The sequence below is a fragment of the Shewanella sp. FeAMO genome, assembly GCF_053653955.1.
In genome coordinates, this window is record NZ_CM132201.1 from 4,671,348 (window position 1) to 4,689,337 (window position 17,990).

The 17,990-nt window shown below is 50.1% G+C and carries 16 protein-coding genes; 8 read left to right on the forward strand and 8 right to left on the reverse strand.

The window, feature by feature from the left end:
* Window positions 1-65: 65 nt before the first annotated feature.
* Window positions 66-491, forward strand: coding sequence for an Lrp/AsnC family transcriptional regulator (locus tag ACWAU4_RS20875; RefSeq protein WP_028780007.1), 426 nt, complete (start codon window positions 66-68; stop codon window positions 489-491).
* Between the two features lie 193 nt (window positions 492-684).
* Here the strand turns inward: ACWAU4_RS20875 and ACWAU4_RS20880 are convergent, their stop codons facing one another.
* The 5 genes from ACWAU4_RS20880 to ACWAU4_RS20900 form a co-directional block, all read right to left on the reverse strand.
* Entirely contained in the window at window positions 685-975 is a 291-nt protein-coding gene (locus ACWAU4_RS20880; RefSeq protein WP_025010747.1) for a cytochrome c3 family protein, read from the reverse strand.
* A 22-nt stretch (window positions 976-997) separates the two neighbouring features.
* A complete protein-coding gene (gene nrfD, locus ACWAU4_RS20885) occupies window positions 998-1,939 on the reverse strand; it encodes a cytochrome c nitrite reductase subunit NrfD (protein ID WP_028780006.1) in 942 nt (313 codons plus the stop codon).
* Window positions 1,936-2,619, reverse strand: coding sequence for a 4Fe-4S dicluster domain-containing protein (locus tag ACWAU4_RS20890; protein ID WP_144218619.1), 684 nt, complete (start codon window positions 2,617-2,619; stop codon window positions 1,936-1,938). The genes nrfD and ACWAU4_RS20890 overlap by 4 nt, the downstream gene beginning before the upstream one ends.
* 12 nt (window positions 2,620-2,631) lie before the next feature.
* Window positions 2,632-3,093, reverse strand: a complete 462-nt coding sequence (locus tag ACWAU4_RS20895; protein ID WP_025888903.1) for a nitrite reductase — start codon at window positions 3,091-3,093, stop codon at window positions 2,632-2,634.
* A gap of 76 nt (window positions 3,094-3,169) precedes the next feature.
* Entirely contained in the window at window positions 3,170-3,634 is a 465-nt protein-coding gene (locus ACWAU4_RS20900; protein WP_025010743.1) for a hypothetical protein, read from the reverse strand.
* Window positions 3,635-4,315: 681 nt separating this feature from the next.
* On the opposite strand from ACWAU4_RS20900, the gene ACWAU4_RS20905 reads away from it, so the two are divergent.
* The 5 genes from ACWAU4_RS20905 (at window position 4,316) to menE (ending at window position 10,156) form a co-directional block, all read left to right on the forward strand.
* Window positions 4,316-4,996, forward strand: a complete 681-nt coding sequence (locus ACWAU4_RS20905; RefSeq protein ID WP_157771182.1) for a LysR family transcriptional regulator substrate-binding protein — start codon at window positions 4,316-4,318, stop codon at window positions 4,994-4,996.
* A gap of 137 nt (window positions 4,997-5,133) precedes the next feature.
* On the forward strand, window positions 5,134-6,855 hold the full coding sequence (gene menD, locus ACWAU4_RS20910; protein ID WP_454290371.1) for a 2-succinyl-5-enolpyruvyl-6-hydroxy-3-cyclohexene-1-carboxylic-acid synthase: 1,722 nt from the start codon (window positions 5,134-5,136) through the stop codon (window positions 6,853-6,855).
* The gene (gene menH / locus ACWAU4_RS20915) at window positions 6,855-7,643 is read left to right on the forward strand and encodes a 2-succinyl-6-hydroxy-2,4-cyclohexadiene-1-carboxylate synthase (RefSeq protein ID WP_208125252.1); all 789 of its coding nucleotides are present in this window, start codon (window positions 6,855-6,857) and stop codon (window positions 7,641-7,643) included. Before menD ends, menH begins: the two co-directional genes overlap by 1 nt.
* Window positions 7,643-8,686: an o-succinylbenzoate synthase gene (menC, locus tag ACWAU4_RS20920; RefSeq protein ID WP_208194644.1), complete on the forward strand. Its 1,044-nt coding sequence runs from the start codon at window positions 7,643-7,645 to the stop codon at window positions 8,684-8,686. The genes menH and menC overlap by 1 nt, the downstream gene beginning before the upstream one ends.
* Before the next feature lie 42 nt (window positions 8,687-8,728).
* Window positions 8,729-10,156 (forward strand): o-succinylbenzoate--CoA ligase, encoded by a 1,428-nt coding sequence (menE, locus tag ACWAU4_RS20925; protein ID WP_208125253.1) that lies wholly within the window; start codon window positions 8,729-8,731, stop codon window positions 10,154-10,156.
* Here the strand turns inward: menE and ACWAU4_RS20930 are convergent.
* Window positions 10,139-11,353 (reverse strand): EAL domain-containing response regulator, encoded by a 1,215-nt coding sequence (locus ACWAU4_RS20930; RefSeq protein WP_208194617.1) that lies wholly within the window; start codon window positions 11,351-11,353, stop codon window positions 10,139-10,141. The genes menE and ACWAU4_RS20930 overlap by 18 nt on opposite strands.
* A 353-nt stretch (window positions 11,354-11,706) precedes the next feature.
* Between ACWAU4_RS20930 and ACWAU4_RS20935 the strand changes: the two genes are divergently transcribed.
* Window positions 11,707-12,330, forward strand: a complete 624-nt coding sequence (locus ACWAU4_RS20935) for a response regulator transcription factor (RefSeq protein ID WP_208125255.1) — start codon at window positions 11,707-11,709, stop codon at window positions 12,328-12,330.
* On the forward strand, window positions 12,327-15,929 hold the full coding sequence (locus ACWAU4_RS20940) for an ATP-binding protein (RefSeq protein WP_454290372.1): 3,603 nt from the start codon (window positions 12,327-12,329) through the stop codon (window positions 15,927-15,929). Before ACWAU4_RS20935 ends, ACWAU4_RS20940 begins: the two co-directional genes overlap by 4 nt.
* Window positions 15,930-15,951: 22 nt before the next feature.
* Here the strand turns inward: ACWAU4_RS20940 and ACWAU4_RS20945 are convergent, their stop codons facing one another.
* Window positions 15,952-16,668 carry a fimbrial biogenesis chaperone gene (locus tag ACWAU4_RS20945; RefSeq protein ID WP_045283299.1) on the reverse strand — a complete coding sequence of 239 codons (717 nt, stop codon included), beginning with the start codon at window positions 16,666-16,668 and terminating at the stop codon, window positions 15,952-15,954.
* Window positions 16,634-17,971: a fimbrial protein gene (locus tag ACWAU4_RS20950; RefSeq protein WP_044735460.1), complete on the reverse strand. Its 1,338-nt coding sequence runs from the start codon at window positions 17,969-17,971 to the stop codon at window positions 16,634-16,636. Before ACWAU4_RS20950 ends, ACWAU4_RS20945 begins: the two co-directional genes overlap by 35 nt.
* Between the last annotated feature and the right edge of the window lie 19 nt (window positions 17,972-17,990).

A 17,990-nucleotide genomic window follows, 5' to 3' on the forward strand; every position in this document is an offset into this window, starting at 1 on the left:
AATACGGCTTTTAGGCCGACAAAATGACGGCAAATCAGCAAAAAACACTCAAAACGTCAGGTAGCATGGATAAGTTCGATAAAGCAATCATTAATGCGCTTAAAAAAAACGCCCGTCGGAGTATTTCAGATGTGGCAGCCGAAGTGTCGCTGTCCCGCAGCGCTGTCTCGGACAGGATCAAGAAGCTCGAGCAAAACGGTGTAATCCGCGGTTACCAGCTGCTACTCAGCGAATCCCAAAAAGAAGCCGTGAGTGCTTACTTTGAAATTCAGCATAAGTGCCCCCGCTGCAGCGATGTGGTGCATGTGTTTCATGCAATTCCGGAAGTCGTGACCTGCCATGGTATCTCAGGCGACATGGATCTGCTGGTGTTTGTCAAAACCCCATCCATGCGGCGGCTGCATGAGATCCGCGAATATATCGACACACACACCGAGATAGTGAAGATTAAAACCCATGTGGTGATGAGCGAGTGGATTAATAACCAGTGAACGAAAACCAAGAAAAGCCACCCGCGTGCTCAATAGGTGGCGAGTCCCGTGGAGGATCGGGAAATGCGTCAAAGGCGCAATAACAAAGTGGCTTCCTGCCCAATCACTTCCTTGTCAGCAACGTAAAACGCTGCTTCAGGATGCGGCGGTGCTTGTTATTGACTGCAAAGCCGCCGCATTCCTTAACCTCTTATCAGTGGCAGTCTTTGCAACCCGCTGCCGGGTCTTTTTCTTCGTGAGCTGTATGACAGTCAGTACAGCTGAGCACGCCATCATGTTTCTTGTGAGCCTCGCCTTCGAGCGACTTCATATCACCGTGACAGGAAGCACATTGCTCGTTTTCAAAGGCATAGTCGGCGGAAGGCGAACCATCTTTATGGCAGGCTTCGCAGCCGGACATTTCCGTGTGGGAATCGGCAATTGGGGCAGCCAGCAGTGAACCGGAGAAACCAAGAGCCATCATCAGAAGCATTTTTTTCAACATCACATTTTCCTTTTTATGGGGGTTAAGCAATCGTCATTTGTCCTGTGTACAGGATGAAGTGGCGCAGCAAAATGACCCCCAACAGACTCAGGGTTGCTGTCGCAGCCACATAAGACCATTTACGCTTGGCCGTGGCGGTCATAAACAGATTCATGGCCAGTGGAATAGAGAGGCCACAACCCAGGATCCCCAGCCAGAACACCCAGCCCCAGAAACCTTCCCCTATGGCATTGAAGGCCGCGACTTTGCTTTGGCCACCGGTGAGTACCAAGCCGGCGAAGAAGGTGAAGATCACCGCAATTTCCACCAGGATCAGAGGGATCTCTATCTTGTGAATAAAGTGCACTTCCTTGCCGTCAGGGTTACCCTTGAGCAGTACACCACCAAGCAGAGACGCCGCCGCACCGGAAGACAAACCGGAGATCAGGAACAGCAGAGGCAATACTGGATTCTTCAGCATGGGGTAACCGGGCAGAGCCGACAGCAGGAAGCCGGTATAAGCCCCCAGCGCCAGGGAGAAGATCAGTAACAGACCAGTCAAACTGGGCTCATGCTTGGCCAAAAAGCCTGTCACTTTAAGCACCACGGGGAAACGTTGCTCACACCAGTCATCTATCGGTTGACGAAATACCATGGCAATCCAGGCAAACATGAACACCATGTAAACCATGAGGATCATCACCCCGATGGACATCACGGAAGTGGGGTTATAGAACACCAGGATCTTCCAGAAATGGAACGGCTTGGTCAGGTCGATTACCAAGATCCCCAAGCCCGCCATCACAGTGATCGGCGCCACCAGACAAGCTGCCTGGACAAAGCCGGAACGCCAGGCATCCTGCTTCAGACAAAGGTTTTTCAACAGCACGGCAAAGAACATGGCGCCCGCCGAAACCCCGGCGAAGAACAAATAAAACGCAATGGGCCAGTGCCAAACCAAAGTATCAAAATGAAAAGGACTCATAGCTTAATCTCCCCCTGTTTGGCCACAATCTTGAACAGCTTGGGCCGGGTGCCGAGATCGACCTTGGATCTCTGGGTTGGGTTGGCCCGAATCACCTGCACCACTTCTGAACTCGGATCTTTCAGGTTACCGAATACCAAGGCTTTGGTTGGGCAGGCTTCCACACAGGCCGGCTGTTTACCCTGCTTGAGTTGAGTCTCACGGCAGAAGTCGCATTTGTCGGCCGCTTTGGTAACAGGGTTGATAAAGCGCACCTGATAGGGGCAAGCCGCGATACAGTACTGACAACCGACACACTTCCAGGCGTCGACCGTCACTATGCCGGTTTTCTTGTCCTTGAACGCCGCACCTGTTGGGCAGACGTTGACACAAGGCGCATCTTCACAGTGCTGACAAGACTTACGGCTAAAGTGATAAAACTGGTTCGGGTATTCGCCGTAAGGGCCGGTGCGAATAATCTCCAACCGGGAAACCCCTTCAGGTACCTGGTTGACTTCCCGGCAGGCGTCACTACAGGCATTACAACCAATACACTTGGTTTCATCATGGAGCAGGGCATAATTGATCCCCGAGTCATGATCGGCACTGGCAACCGCTTCATTGCCACTCAATGGATAGAGAGAGGCACCGGCCATCAGGGCACAGCCCCCTTTTAAAAAACGTCTTCTGGAATTTTCCATTACTCTTACCCCTTAGTTGGCCGTATGACAGTCGCGGCACAACTTACTGTGCTGTTTGCCTGTTGCTTGTTTCATTGGATCGTCCAACGGGTGCAGCTTGTGGCAGGCGGCGCAGCTCAACTTGTCGGCGTGAACATTGTGGGTCCACTCTTTTTCAGCCAATTTCTGCGGCTGGTGACACTTGAGACAGGTGGCATTCTGGGTTACAGGTGCAATCCCTTCCTGAGGAGTAAATACCCTTAAATCATTGGGCTTTCTTGGATGGTTTCCTTTTTCGCCATGACAGGTACTGCAACTCATATTGAGCTGATCCTGGCCATGGTGTCCCTGCATTAAGCCATTACGTTTGTGGCACTTCACACAGGGATCACTGTTGATTTTCAACGCGGTCTCGGCATAGACAACGCCGCTCACTCCCAACAAACAAGTCAAAGAGGCCGCGCCTAATATTGCACGCCATCGAATACTGGACATCTCGGGTCCTCACTTTCAATTGGATCTAACAGGGACTCAAGGGTGGCAGCGCAGCACCGCCACCCGTTATTGCAGCCTAAGCCGTCAACATCTGCTCAAGATGCTGTGCATCCAGGGGATTGGAGCGTTTCATATCGATGAGGCGAACGTTGAGTTTTTCGAGTAGGCTCTTTGAATTGGCACTTTCAGCATCACTGAAATCTGAAATTACCATTTTTATTTCTGAAGAATTCTGATCTATCAATACATAGTCCAGACGTGAGTGACTTGCAGGCGCATGTGGGTCAATATCAACCACTGACTCCAAAGCTACATTGCTGCAAACTTCGTATCGACCATTGGTTAAAGACTTCAGAGATTTAAAAAAGTCTAAACTCTGTTTGTCAAAGAACCGATTCTTGAGCTTTATCGCTTCGGCGTTTTTTTCGTCTGACTTAAAGAACTTGATACATGTCATCACAAATACCACCAGCACGAATGGTACTGCAATAAAAAGCACGAAGTAGATAAAGGCATAACTTAGAATAACTGAAGTATCCATATAACCCTCCAAACATCATTTTTAGTTTTTAATGCGCTTATTGCGCAGTTGAATTATTACTATCTACAGCAATATAAATTTTGATCATCATCAAATAACCATCCGGAGAAAGACTTAAAAAACAAAACATAAGACACTGACTACATTGCTATTTTCTAGAAAATAAACTGTTAAAAATAAGAAATTGAATTTAGATAAAACGATATTTGAAAATACACTATTTCACTATTTGAAATACGCAGGCGTAATGAGAATCCCTCTCACATACAACCTTTAATTAACCTAAAACCCAGCATTTAGTGATCTAGAATACAGAATCAAAAATAGCTTCGAATAAAATTATTTTTTCTGAAAAAACTGGTTAATATAGATATCGATGGTACCACTAAAGGAGTATTGCAGATGAACCATATTGACTTTGAAAAACTGGATATTCTTAGTCTTTCCATTCTTGTTAGCTTATATGAGAACAAGTCTGCAACACATGTTTCCAAAATTCTAAATGTACCCGCACCAAAAATAAGCCGTTGTTTAAAAACTGCCAGATCTATTTTTGGTAACGAGCTATTTTTAAGAAAGAAGTATGGCCTTATTCCAAATGAATTTGCAGCCAAGGTTTACCCTATTGCCAAAGAAATAGTCGACTGTGCCAAGGGCTTCAATCATCTTGGAAACCCAACCTTGGCTGGAAACAAAAACTTCGAGCTGGTCACCCCCGGGCTGATATCCTACGCCTACCCAAAAGCCTTGATGCAGGCCATTAAACAACAGAACAAGCAGTTGCATATCAATTTGAACTCCTGGGGCTGCAACTCATTGCAAGGAATAATAGACGGCAACATCAGTGCCGGGCTTTGCAGTTGCCATTACCCGCAGGATTTACTGGCAATCGGCAATAAGTTACAGATAGAAGCCTTGAGAAAGCTGGATAGCCTTTACCTTATCTGCAACAAGAATCATCCGCTGTTGTCCCGTGAACTGACACTGGAAACCATAGCCGAGTATCCCTATATCAATACAGATCTGGGCCTTGGTCCCAACAGCCTGAGCCCATTTGAAGACTACTGCCGGATCAACAATCTGGATTTGAATGTCGAGATGACCATCACCGGCATCTCCTCCCTGAGTGCCTATCTGGAAGCCTCACAGGCGGTGGCTTTGGTGCCCTATAAGGCGGTATTCGATCTGCTGGGCGAAGAACCCCTGCTACACCTTTGCAAACTGTCGGAAATGGAAACCACCCGGCTGTTCAATGTCACTGAGCCACTGACTCTGACACTGCTCAGCCCCAGCGGCCAGCAAGACCCGGATCTGGAATGGATTCGCTCACAGCTGCGTTTGGTGAGCGGAACCTTGCTGTAGGCTTGCCACATCAATCTGAACCCGATCTCAGCCGATCTTTGGCCTTGAGGTATACAGACAGATTTGCCCAAGAGTTCATACAATAGCGCTGCCAAAAGCGGTACACTAATGAGCATTCGATACTGGGTAAGCTGTTTATGCAAATCAATTCTCACGCCGAACTCAATCTCCTTTGGGGTTCCCTCATACTTGAAGAACTGGCACGCCTTGGGGCTCAGCATGTGTGCATGGCGCCGGGCTCGCGCTCCACGCCCCTGACGCTGGCAGCCGCCCGCCAGGACAAACTAAAACAACACCTGCACTTCGATGAGCGTGGACTGGGCTTTATGGCGCTCGGGCTCGCCAAGGCCAGTCGGGCTCCGGTGGCCATTATCACCACCTCGGGTACGGCCGTTGCCAACCTGTATCCGGCCATCGTTGAGGCCTGGTTGACTCAAGTCCCCTTGGTCGTGCTTTCCGGCGACAGACCGCCTGAGCTGATAGCTTGCGGCGCCAACCAAGCCATACTCCAACCGGCGATTTTCGGCCAATATGCCAAGCAGTTGAACCTGCCGACACCGGATCTGGCCATAGCCCCTCAGGCACTGCTGACTCAGATTGATGAAGCCGTGGCCAACCAAAGCATGCCGGTCCACATCAATTGTATGTATCGTGAGCCGCTGTACCCAAGCAGCCTGGATGCCCCCAGAAGCCAGGCCATAGAGCACTACCTGCAACCTTTGGCGAGCTGGCAACAGGCAAGCACACCCTATAACCAATATGCAGCTGTAGGCATGGGACAAGTCCCCAGTTGGGATACCATGGCGCGTTTTGTTCACGGCAAGGGTATTATCATTGCCGGCACCCTGGATAGTGCCGATAATCCACAAAAGTTGGTCGAACTGGCCAGCAAACTCGGTTGGCCGCTGCTGACAGATGCCCAGTCTCAGCTGCGTCAACATCCTGCCGCGATAGGCAATGTCGACCAACTGCTGCTCAACCCCAAGGGCCGAGCCCTGCTGCAACAGGCTGACCGGGCACTGGTGTTTGGTGGACGCCTGCTGTCGAAACGCTTGATAAGTTATCTTGAACAGCAGAACTGGCACCAATATTGGCAAGTATTGCCGCAGCAGATGCGCCTGGATCCCAGCCATAAACCCAAGCAGCTCTGGCTGGCAGAGCTACAGCAGATAGCCGCGCTTGAGTGGCCACGCTCGTCCTCCGCCAATTGGGCGCTGGAGCTCACCGCCCAGAATGAGGCGCTCAATGAGCTCTTTGTACGCCAAATCGATAACGGCGAGTTCGGTGAGGCCCAGGTGATCAGGGCCATAGCGGCAATCCGAACCGGCGAGCAGCAGCTTTTTATCGGTAACAGTTTGCCGGTGCGACTTTATGATATGTTCGCGCCCATCAGTTGCTGCGCCGCCATCACCTATACCAACCGCGGCGCTTCGGGGATAGATGGCCTGCTGGCCAGTGCCTGTGGCGTCGCCAACCACAAGGGCCAGGCCACCACCTTGGTACTCGGCGATCTATCGGCGCTGCACGACCTCAACTCTCTGGCGCTGGCACGCCAGGCTCAGGGGCCATTAGTGATAGTGATACTCAACAATGATGGCGGCAATATCTTCAATATCCTGCCGGTACCGGATGAGCAAGTAAGGGCTCACTATTACCGATTAAGCCACGGGCTGGAGTTTGGTTATGGTGCGGCCATGTTTGGCCTGCCCTACAATAGGGTGGAAGACTTCCAGGGCTTTATGGATGCCTACAGTGAAGCACTCAACTATAACGGCGCCTCGGTTATTGAGGTTTGCGTCAGCCAAACCCAGGCCAGCGACCAGATAGCCAGCATAGGCCAATGGGTAAAACAAAGCTGATGTTAGCCACAACGACTCAGGGTTCAGCAACCCAGCCGCCTTTGGTGCTGCTGCACGGTTTTCTCGGCAGCAGCTATGATTGGCGCGAGTTGCTGCCGCACCTGAGTCAGGACTACTACTGTATTGCGGTCGATCTCCCGGGCCATGGCCGCAGCGGTGATATCTCGATAGCGAGCCCAGGCTTCAGTGACTGTGTTGCCTTGCTGCGTCATACACTGCTCAAGGCTGGCATCCCACGCTTTCACTTATTGGGATACTCGCTTGGTGGTCGTATCGCGCTGCATCTGGCTCAAACCTGGCCCGAGGCGCTGCTGAGCCTGCATCTTGAGTCCTGTCACCCGGGCCTGTTATCCCATGATGAACGCCGGCAGAGGGCGATGGCCGATAAGCTGTGGGCCGAACGTTTTAACACTATGCCGATTGAACAAGTGCTGGCCCTCTGGTATCAGCAAGCGGTATTTGCCGACCTATCAAGCGCCGAGCGTGAACGTTTAATCGAAAAACGCCGCCATCAGCAGCCGCTTGGCCTAATCAACTGTTACCAGGCCACCTCACTGGCACTGCAACAGGATCTGCGCCAGGTGCCGGCCAAGCTTGCCTGCCCAAGCCACTACTACCTAGGGGATCAGGATGCCAAGTTTAGCGCTCTCGCCAAGGCCTGGCAGCCACAAGCCGGATTCAAGCTGCATACCATTGCCGATGCGGGCCATAATAGCCATCAGGCCCAACCCGGCGCTTTTGCCACGGCGCTCAAAGGCGCCCTGAACGCGATTTCAAGGGGTGAATGATGCATCCAGACTCACTGTCACTGGCCCGCTATAGGCTACCGCTGGAAACCTCACTACCTGTGGGCAAGCAAAGAATCGAGCAGAGATCCGGGCTGATTATCAAGGCCTGTTACGGCAATGAAGAACATTTTGTGGAAGTCGCCCCCTTGAGCGGCCTGGATGCCAACGGCGAGCCACTGCTGGGTTTCAGCCGTGAATCGCTGGCGGAGGTGACAGAAGCAGCCTTGGCGCTGATGCCAGCACTGGCAGCCAAAGAGCTGGAGTTGAGTCAGGCGGCCGATGCCTGTCAGTATCCCTCGCTCGCCTGGGGGCTAAGTCTGCTCGATGCCAAACTCAAAGGACAACTGCCACAGCGCTGGCCGGCCTTTGAAACCATTCCACTCATCTATCACAGGGAAGAAGAGCCACTGGCGCTGCTGCAACAAAAGCTGGCGGCGCTTCCCGATACGGTTCTCAGAGCCAAGATCAAGGTCGCCCAGACCAGCATGGAGCAAGAGCTCAGACTGATCCATGCTGTATTGGCCGCCAAACCTCATCTCAAACTCAGGCTGGATGCCAATCAGGGCTTTGAGTATCAGCAAGCTGTGGATTTTTGCGCTTGTCTGCCCAAGGCCAGCATTGAATATATTGAGGAACCCTGCCGCCGCGCCGACGATAACCCGACCCTATTCAAGGCCACAGGGATCCGCTATGCCCTGGATGAAAGTCTGCTGCAAAGTGAGTTTGTACCTGACTGCAATGACTTCGCGAGCGGCCTGACCGCGCTGGTGCTTAAACCCATGTTGCTCGGCAGCTTAACCAGACTGCAAACCCTGATCGAACAGGCCGAAGCGGCCGGCGTGCGTGCCCTATTGAGCTCCAGCCTGGAATCTTCTCTGGGAATTGCCGATCTGGAGGCGGTCAGTGCCCTCTTGACCCCCAACGAAGCCCCCGGACTGGATACTCTGGCGCCTTTCGGACGCGATATTATTGTTGGCCAAGGGCACAAACCCTGTCTGGACTTTGCCGAGCTGGAACTCTTGGGTCAGTGGCCCTGTCTGTAACCGCCGCCTCTGCAACCTCCAATTTCATTAATAGGAAAGCGCATGACCTACTCGCCCCTTCACCTCAGTGGCCAACAGACTCCGGATGCCATCGCCTTGGTAGAGGGTGGCTTCTGTCATAGTTATCAGGCAGTAAGCCGGCAGGTGTTGGCGCTCGGCGCTAAGCTTCGAGCCTTGGGGTTGCAGCGCGGGGATAAACTGGCTTGTGTGGCCGCCAACTGCCGCGAGCTGATGTTGCTGTATTGGGCTTGTCTGGATCTGGGGCTGCTCTTTTGCCCGTTGTCACCCAAGTTTCCGGATAGTCAGCTCCAGGAGCTGCTTGAGCGTTTTCATATTCGCTTTATCTGGTGTCCGGATAACGCCCGGAATGAGCTTTGGCAAACGCGGGATATCACCCGAGTGCAGGCGGATTTTGCCACCTTAGATTCGACCCGCTTAGATTTGAACAGTCCCTCTACCGAGATAGCCACTGTCTCGGCCGATACGCCGCTCAATATCATTCTTACCTCAGGCTCCAGTGGCAGCCCCAAGGCCGCAGTCCACAGCCTTAACAACCATATCGCCAACGCCAATGGCAGTCGGCAGTTGATCCCTTTGGCGAGTGGTGATGCCTGGTTACTCTCGTTGCCGCTGTTCCATATCGGTGGTCTGGCAATCCTCAATCGCTGCGCCCTGGCGGCCGCAGCCGTGGTACTGCCGGATAATAAGCTGACTATGGCGGCGCAGTTAAGGCGCGATGCCATCACGCATCTCTCATTGGTGGCCACCCAATTGCAACGCCTATTGGACGACAGCCCCGAAAGCCTTATGGGGGTAAAGTGCCTGCTACTTGGCGGCGGCGCCATAGGCCAAGGCCTGCTGGACAGGCTATCCCCCTTGAAGGTGAAAGCTTTTACCAGTTACGGCATGACAGAGATGGGCTCGCAGATCACCACGGGAATGGCCCGCAGCGATAGCAGCAGTGGCCGCCTGTTACCCGGGCGCGAACTCAAAATAGAACAAGGAGTTATCTGGGTCAGGGGTGAGACCTTGTTCATGGGTTACCTGCAGCCGGATGGCAGCATAGTTAAAGAGACCCAAGACGGTTGGTTCTGCACCAAGGACAAAGGCTTTTGGAGCCAGGATGGGCTACTGCATATTCAGGGGCGGGTCGACAATATGTTTATCTGCGGCGGCGAGAATATTCAACCGGAAGAGGTGGAAGCGGCGCTGAAACGGCACCCTGCCATCCTGGATGCCATCGTCTTTGGTGAAGATAACCCCGAGTTTGGTTTACTGCCGGCCGCCATTTTGCGATATCGAAGCATAGAAGTACCGAGCGAAGCAGAGTTGACCGCCTTCCTGGCAGACAAGCTGGCCCGCTTTAAACGCCCGAGGCACTATTATCCCTGGCCGCAACAGGTTGCAGAGGGACTCAAGGTGCAGCGTAAACAGCTTATTGCGGCTGTCAGCTCAGCCGCGAAGCCTTAGGGTCTGGCTATTCAAAAAACGCTTGCAAAAATCGTCTTCACTCAAGGGCTTGGAAAAGTAGAATCCCTGCCCCAGGTTGCAGCCAAGATTTTGCAGCAATCTGAGCTGGGCCTCGGTCTCAATACCTTCAATCACCAACTGCATGTCGAGTGAGTCAGATAATGCAATTACACTGGAAATCGCTGCCTTGCATCTGGGCTCTGTATCCAGACCAGCCACAAAACAGGCATCCAGTTTCATTTGTGAAAAAGGCAGTTCACACAGACGAGCCAAAGATGAATGTGCGGCCCCGAAGTCGTCAATGGCCAACTCGCAGCCCAACATGCGTAATCGGATCAGGTTTTCCATATTGAGGGCCGGCGCCGAGATAAGCCCGGACTCGGTGATCTCTATGGTGACCAATTTCGGTGGCAACTTGTAGTCACGGATCAACTTGGAGATCTGATATACCAGTTCAGTGGAGTTCAGTTGAGAGATATCCAGGTTATAAGCCAGCGACAAGCGATAATCTTGTTCCAGCAGCTGTTTTTGCAGCCTTATCCCCTGGCGAAATAGCTGCAGAAACATTTCATCCAGCAGCCCATAGCGGATCAAAGGCTCAATAAACAGTGCCGGACTCAAGAGACCAAACACGGGATGATTCCAGCGCGCCAAGACTTCGGCGCCTTCAATCTGCAAATCAGATACGTGGAACTTGGGCTGATAAAAGCCGACAAACTGCTGATCCATAACTGCATCCTTGAAGTCTTTGAAATTCAAAGATACCCAGTCTGTTTGTCTTTCAGGCTCAAGCGATTGCTGACGAGGTTCGTTCAACTCACGATAACGGCAAATCATTGAGCTCAGGTTTTCAATTGTGGGAGACTTGGCCAAGTCTCCCAAATATTGAAACCCCAACAGTTTGACCATCTGCGATACTGCCCGGCGCAGCTCTCTGTCCACATCGCTATAGAGCGCTACGGCACGAATTTTAAACCTAGTCCTTGCCTGACGCAGAAATGACAGTCCATCGGTTCCGGCCATCATCAGGTCGCAGATGACTATGTCGACTTCGCGATTCTGAGTTAACCAAGAGAAGGCTGCAGTTGCACTGCCGAAACTAACAACATCCACACAGGCCAACGACTTGAGATTATGCTCCAGCACAGTGCGTTGAAACGGATGATCCTCAAGAATCAGTACCCTGAGTTTATTCATGAGTCTGCCTATAGAAGTAATAATGGTTCAGGCAACTACTTATTTAGGTTAAGTCGGCCAACGGAAAACTTGCATGCAATAAGGCATTCAGAGTTACAAATATCAAGAAAAAGTGACTCCAAAACTCATAAAAATCATTTATGCAAACAAGATTAATAAAGCTTCATCTAAAGCAAGATTCAGGTCACGGAAATCAATATGAAGTTCCGTTTACAGCCTCGAAGCATGCGCATATTCTACCCGAGCTTCTCAATCGAAAAGTCTGAAATGCCAGTAAGAATCGTCTTACTTACATAGGCCTTGTAAGCCGTCAGACTGTTTTCACTGAGAACAGATGAAGAGTAATTGAAAACATGAAGAACGTTATTATTGTTGATGATCATCCCGTTGTGGTTATGGCGATAAGGATCATGCTGGAACAAAAAGGATTTCATGTTATAGCCACTACAGATAACGGGGTAGATGCCCTGAAACTCATTCGGGAGCACAGGCCTGATGCCGTGATTCTGGATATAGGTATTCCCCAACTCGACGGATTGGAGGTGATTAATCGCCTCAATAATCTGGCACTTCCACCCAAGGTTTTAGTACTGACAGCACAGCCATCTGAATACTTCGTGACTCGCTGCATTCATGCTGGTGCCTCAGGGTTTGTTTCAAAACAGGAAGATCTGACGGAAGTCTTGGGAGCTCTTCGGGCGGTATTGTCCGGATATTCCTATTTCCCCAATATCGCCAGCATGCAACGCAATCAGGGTAATCAGTTGGCCGAGGCCGATAAGCTGGCCAAGCTTTCCGGTAGAGAAATGATGGTATTGCAGCAATTGGCCAATGGCCTTTCCAACAAGGAGATTGCCGACCGTATGTTGCTAAGCAATAAAACCATCAGCACCTACAAGACCCGGCTATTGGAGAAGCTTAACGCCCGAACCTTGGTTGATCTCATTGAGATATCAAAGCGAAATCAAATTATATGAATACAGCACCTCTTATCCGGGTGCTTTATCTGATATTGGTTTGTTGTTTTGTGGTTTCACCACAAGCAAAAAGCGATGAAACTCACCCGCTGACACTCTTTGGCCACACCACCCTAGGTGAGGTCGAAGTGCAACTATCCGATGAACAATGGGACTGGCTGCAGACACAGAAAACAATCCGAGTGGGGATCTCCACACCTGACTACCCTCCATTTGATATGACAATGGACGGCAGTAGTGACTTCTACGAAGGCTTGAGTGCAGATTACCTACAGGTTCTTTCTGAAGCTCTGAGAGTCAAAATAGAGCTGCATTTCTTCAATTCACGGCAAAATGCTATCGCTGCTGTGAAGGCCGGTGAACTGGATCTGCTAACCACGTCCAACCGCTACGAAGAGTTTCATGAGCTGCAGTTGAGCCATGCCTATATTGATGATGTACCTGTGCTTTATGTTTCGGAAAAACTATCGGCAACAGAAGCCCCGACTCGTATCGCCATGGCTTATGATTATCTACCGGATGCCGAAGTCAGTAAGCTGTTTCCAGACGCCGAACTAATCTGCTATCCCTCAAGACAACAAGCAGTTGCCGCTGCGGTTTTCGGTCAAGCAGATGGTGTAGTTACCGATCTGTTTTCTGCCAACTATATGGTCAACAACAGCTTTTCAAAGAAGCTGCTGCTGAGAACCTTATTGCCAATAGATAGTCGGGGCATCAGTTTTGCGCTAAAGCCAGAGAATCAGACTCTCAGAGAAATCATCAACAGCGCGTTGCAACAGCTCCCGGCAAGTGAGCATTGGGCGATCAAAAAGCGCTGGAGCGGCGGTGGTGTCACGCAACTCACAGGTAAGCACCGTATTGAGTTAACCGAAGCAGAACAAAAATGGCTCAAGCAACACCAACCCATTAGAGTGGTGGCAAACCAGTTCAATGCTCCGATGACCTATTTCGATCAGAACCGCAACCTGCACGGTTTTGCAGCCGACGTACTCGAAGTGATTAAACTGTACAGTGGTATGGAAACCGTTGTCATCAAGACACAAAATTTCAAGGAGATGGAAGAGTACCTTAAGTATAACAGCGCTGATTTGGCACTGTTTTCACCTTCGGAGAAACGCAAGCAGCAATTCCTGTTCAGTAAGGAATTTGCCAGAGCAAGCTTTGTGCTGATCTCCCGCAAGGAAGACAACATCTCCGTAAATAAAGCCAATTTAAAAGTCGCCTTACCGACGGCACATATTTCCAATGAAATGCTGCCCAAGGCTCTTCCTCAAGCGCAGATCATTTTGGTGAATAACTACCTGGATGCCATGGACGCTACCGCTAAAGGAAAAGTCGATGCCACAGTAGCACCACTTGCTATGGCCGATTACTACATCAATCACTACTTCAGCGAACAGCTCAAGATAGAGAGAGTTCTCGACGGTGTATTGCCGGCAACAGCGGCCTTTGCCACCAGTAAAAGGAATCCCGAGCTGATCAGTATTCTGAATAAGATTCTGGCAGCGATTCCCGCAGATGAATTGCAATCCATGGAAAACCGTTGGCGCCGCAACGCTATGCCAGGCCAAGAAACCTGGCGAGACTACAAGTACACCATATATACAATAACCATAGCCTCAATTCTGTTGATTCTGGCATCCTTGGTATGGGCCTGGTTTACCCGTAGCCACTATATCAAGAGACTCAATGCCAAGCAGGAGCTCAAGGAACAACTGGTATTCATGCAAGAGGTGGTCGACAGCATCCCCCACCCAATCTATGTTCGTGATATTAACCGTCGCCTAATTCTGTGCAACGAAAGCTACCAGCGAGTCTTTCGGACGTCCAAAGAAGACGCCTTGTATAAAACGGCCATGGAAGGCGTGCATCGGGTATTGGAAGCGCCCGATATCGACAAGGAATACCAATCGTCCATCAGAGAAAACCGTGCATTCTATCGCGATAGAAAAATGCATATTGATGGCCAATCCATGGATATCTACCATTGGTTTCAGCCCTACAGAGGAGAACAGGGTCAAATACAGGGGATAGTTGGCGGTTGGATTGATGTCAGTGACAGGGTCAAACTCATGGAGCAACTGACCCAGGCTAAAGATATGGCCGACGGTGCCAGTAAGGCCAAGACCCAGTTTCTCGCAACCATGAGCCACGAGATCCGCACGCCAATGAATGCCATCATAGGGCTACTCGAGCTATCACTGAAACGTGCCCAAGATAATCAATTTGATTTCAACTCTATCCGGGTCGCTTACGACTCAGCCAAGGGCTTGTTGGACCTTATTGGCGACATTCTTGATGTCGTACGTATCGAGGCTGGGCAGCTGAGCCTCAATCCAGTTCAAGTTGAGCTGAAACAGACGCTTGATTCAGTGATCCGAATTTTTGACGGTATCGCCATCCAAAAAGGATTGGCATTAACATTGGAGTTTGACTCTGAACTACCCAAATATGTTCAGTTGGATCCCCTCAGAGTCAAGCAGATACTTTCCAACTTGATAGGCAATGCGATCAAGTTTACCGATCAAGGGCATATCAAAGTCACTGCACAAAAAGAGCTGGATGCAGAGGAAAAGGCACAGCTACTCCTCAGAGTCGCAGATACAGGTATAGGTATTCCAATTGAAGAGCAACAAAAGCTGTTCCGCCCATTTGCCCAAGTTCATAACGGTGCCCATAACAAGGGAGGAACCGGCTTGGGACTCATGATATGTCGCTCACTTTGCGACATGATGGGTGGCACACTCAGTATGATGAGCGAACCCGGGCAGGGAACTTGCATCAGCATGCGCATACCCTTATTGGCTGTGGAAACTCATCTATTTGGGGAGAACAAGGTCAACTCTTCCGCCGATGTTATCCCCTCGATTCAAGCGCAACACGTATTGATCGTTGATGATCATCCAGCCAATCGACTACTGTTATCTCAACAACTAAGGTACTTGGGCCACACCGTAGAAGAAGCCAATGATGGCAAAGAAGCGCTACAGCTATTTAGCCAACACTCCTACAAGATTGTCATCACCGACTGCAACATGCCCGAAATGGATGGCTATGAGTTGAGTCGCCGCTTGAGACAACTGGAGCAAAATCAGAACTTATCCCCGGCTGTATTGCTGGGTTATACCGCGAATGCTCAACTGGAAGCCAAACGGGCCTGCATTGAGGCCGGCATGAATGACTGTCTGTTCAAACCCATAAGTTTGGAAGAGCTACAGCAAAAACTGAACAGTTTCAGAAATCTACTGAATCAGGAAGGCCCAAGGCAGAGTTTCCTGCCCAGCTCCCTAGATAAACTCACCGGTGGTAACAAGCAACTGACTGAGCAATTATTGCAGGAGTTATTGAGTGCCAACGAGGCCGATCTTGCCAGGATACAATCAGCAGTACACAACTGTGAGCTTGATGAAGCCAAGAGCATTGCTCACAAAATCAAAGGCGCAGCCAAGATCATTGCCGCTACCGCCATAGTCACTCTATGTGAGCAGTTGGAGCAGAGCGAAACAACCGAAAATGCCTGTGTGCATCTGGCCAAGTTGACGGTTGCAATTACGCGTCTGGCCAGTGAAATCAAGGAATTCTTGGCGGCCGGTAACTAACGACAGCATTATGGAAAGTGGGCTACAAGGCCACTTTCCATAACTGCTCGACCCCATAATCATCCAGGTAATAGATAGATGCTGATTGAGCCAATGGCCTAATCGGCAGTTCCAGGCTCTCGCTGGAAAATGGCGCCAGCATTTGTGGTTGCAGAGGGGGAGTCTGGTTATCTAATTCAATGCGGGTGATTGTCAGAAAAAATGGGCCTTGATTGTTAATTTGCAGTTTACCTTCACGCCAATCAAGTTTAACAGATTCAATCATATTGACCGCTTTGGCACTCAAAGATTCCGGACGGAAAAACAACTTCATTTGAGTACGCATGGTCAGTAACACCAATTGCTCGGCACTACTTCCTTGTCTCAAAGGTTTGGGCGGCACCTCGTAAATATTAAGCCAATAGAGACTTTCTCTATCTTCCGGTAAATCTTCTCTCACTCGTACCAATCGAATACTTCGCTGCTCGCCGGCAGCCAGATTAAAAATGGCGGGTAAAGATATTACCGGCGCATAAGTTGCTTTATCCGGTGTACTGCCAGGGTTACCATCATCAATCCACAGCTGCACCAACACAGGATAATCATTGAGGTTCGCCAGCTGTAGCGATTGTTCTGGCTTTGCGGCCTCATATACTACCCGAGAAACCTCTGCTGTAACCCCTCCCCAAGCCAACTGAGGCACGCAGAAAATTAGCCAACCCAGGCTATTGAACCCGAATAAATACTTCAGCAGTTGCATAAACTTTTCCAGGCGTAGGTGCCGTATTCTCATCCAAAGCAGTGAGATACACATTATAAACTTCCAGATACTCGTCAGATACGGTTCCTGTGCCGATTTTCTCTCCCTGCAAAGCATACCAACCATCAATATTACCGCCATACATAATATTCTCGTCACTCAGCCAATTCATTGGTGAACCATCAGACTTGGCAAGTTCAATACCAACGCCTGTCGCTACCGAAGGATCGGTTCCATAGCCGTGACTGAGCAAATGAGTAACACCATAACCTGAAGTCTTGAGACCGGCTGATTCAGCAGCTAAATAAGCTTCCACACTTACTTTAAAGCCTACGGCATTCTGATTCGCACCAACTCCATAAGCAGCCCCCTGCTGACAGTTGTAAGTTAAACTCAATTGCCCTGCTGCTTTCTCACCTCTTCTCAGAGCTTCGACTGAAATAGTGGGAAAAAGCACATAAGGCGTAACACTCTTGAAGGCACACATCTTGGTTCTTCTGATCACGAGTTGATTATGAATGGAAATATTTCCAGGGAAATTAGCATACCAACCTGTGTAGCAGGTCGAAGAAGGTTTCCCCTCGTCACAACCAGTAATGCCAGGCCCAACAAAGGTGGTGTAACCAAGGGGGCCTAGATAGGTATAGCTATAGTTATAACCGGTTCCAGGGTTACCTGAGGGAGTATCCGTAATCGGAGGGTATGATATTTTGATCAGCTCAACAGACATATTGCTAAAGTTCTTTGCCTTTACCAATATTTTACCTTGGTCGTCGGTATCCAAATTTGTCAGCTTCCGATAACGCCAATATCGGTTTAAATACTCACCGGTAGTGTCATTCTTAACTCTAAAGCCAATACGCTGACTATTGAGCACGTAAGTATCCGCAGGGACTCCGGCTTCAGTCACTAACCGGCGCCCACTATAATAATCATCTCCGTTGTTCGAATAACTTTCATATAGGCTGTCAACATCTGAGGCATCACAGCGATACAGCACTTGCTCAGGGTCAAACCCACCACTCTGTCCATACTGAGTCATTGGCGCGCCGGTAGACTGTGCCAAAACAGTACCTATCGGCTGAAAATCGTTATCTGTAATGCCAATGATATTTTGAATACCCACCAAACCATGGTTGGAGTCATGACCACCACTCCAAACAGCCGCTTTACCGTAAGCCGGATTCACATAGTAAACACTTGTTGGTCCGTATCCTCCAGTGTGACTGATTCGATAACAGGTTGCCTGAACAGGCTGAAATAAACCGCATATGAATAAGAGCAAGAGCGTTTTTTTAGTCATATTGTCTCCAAAGGGAATA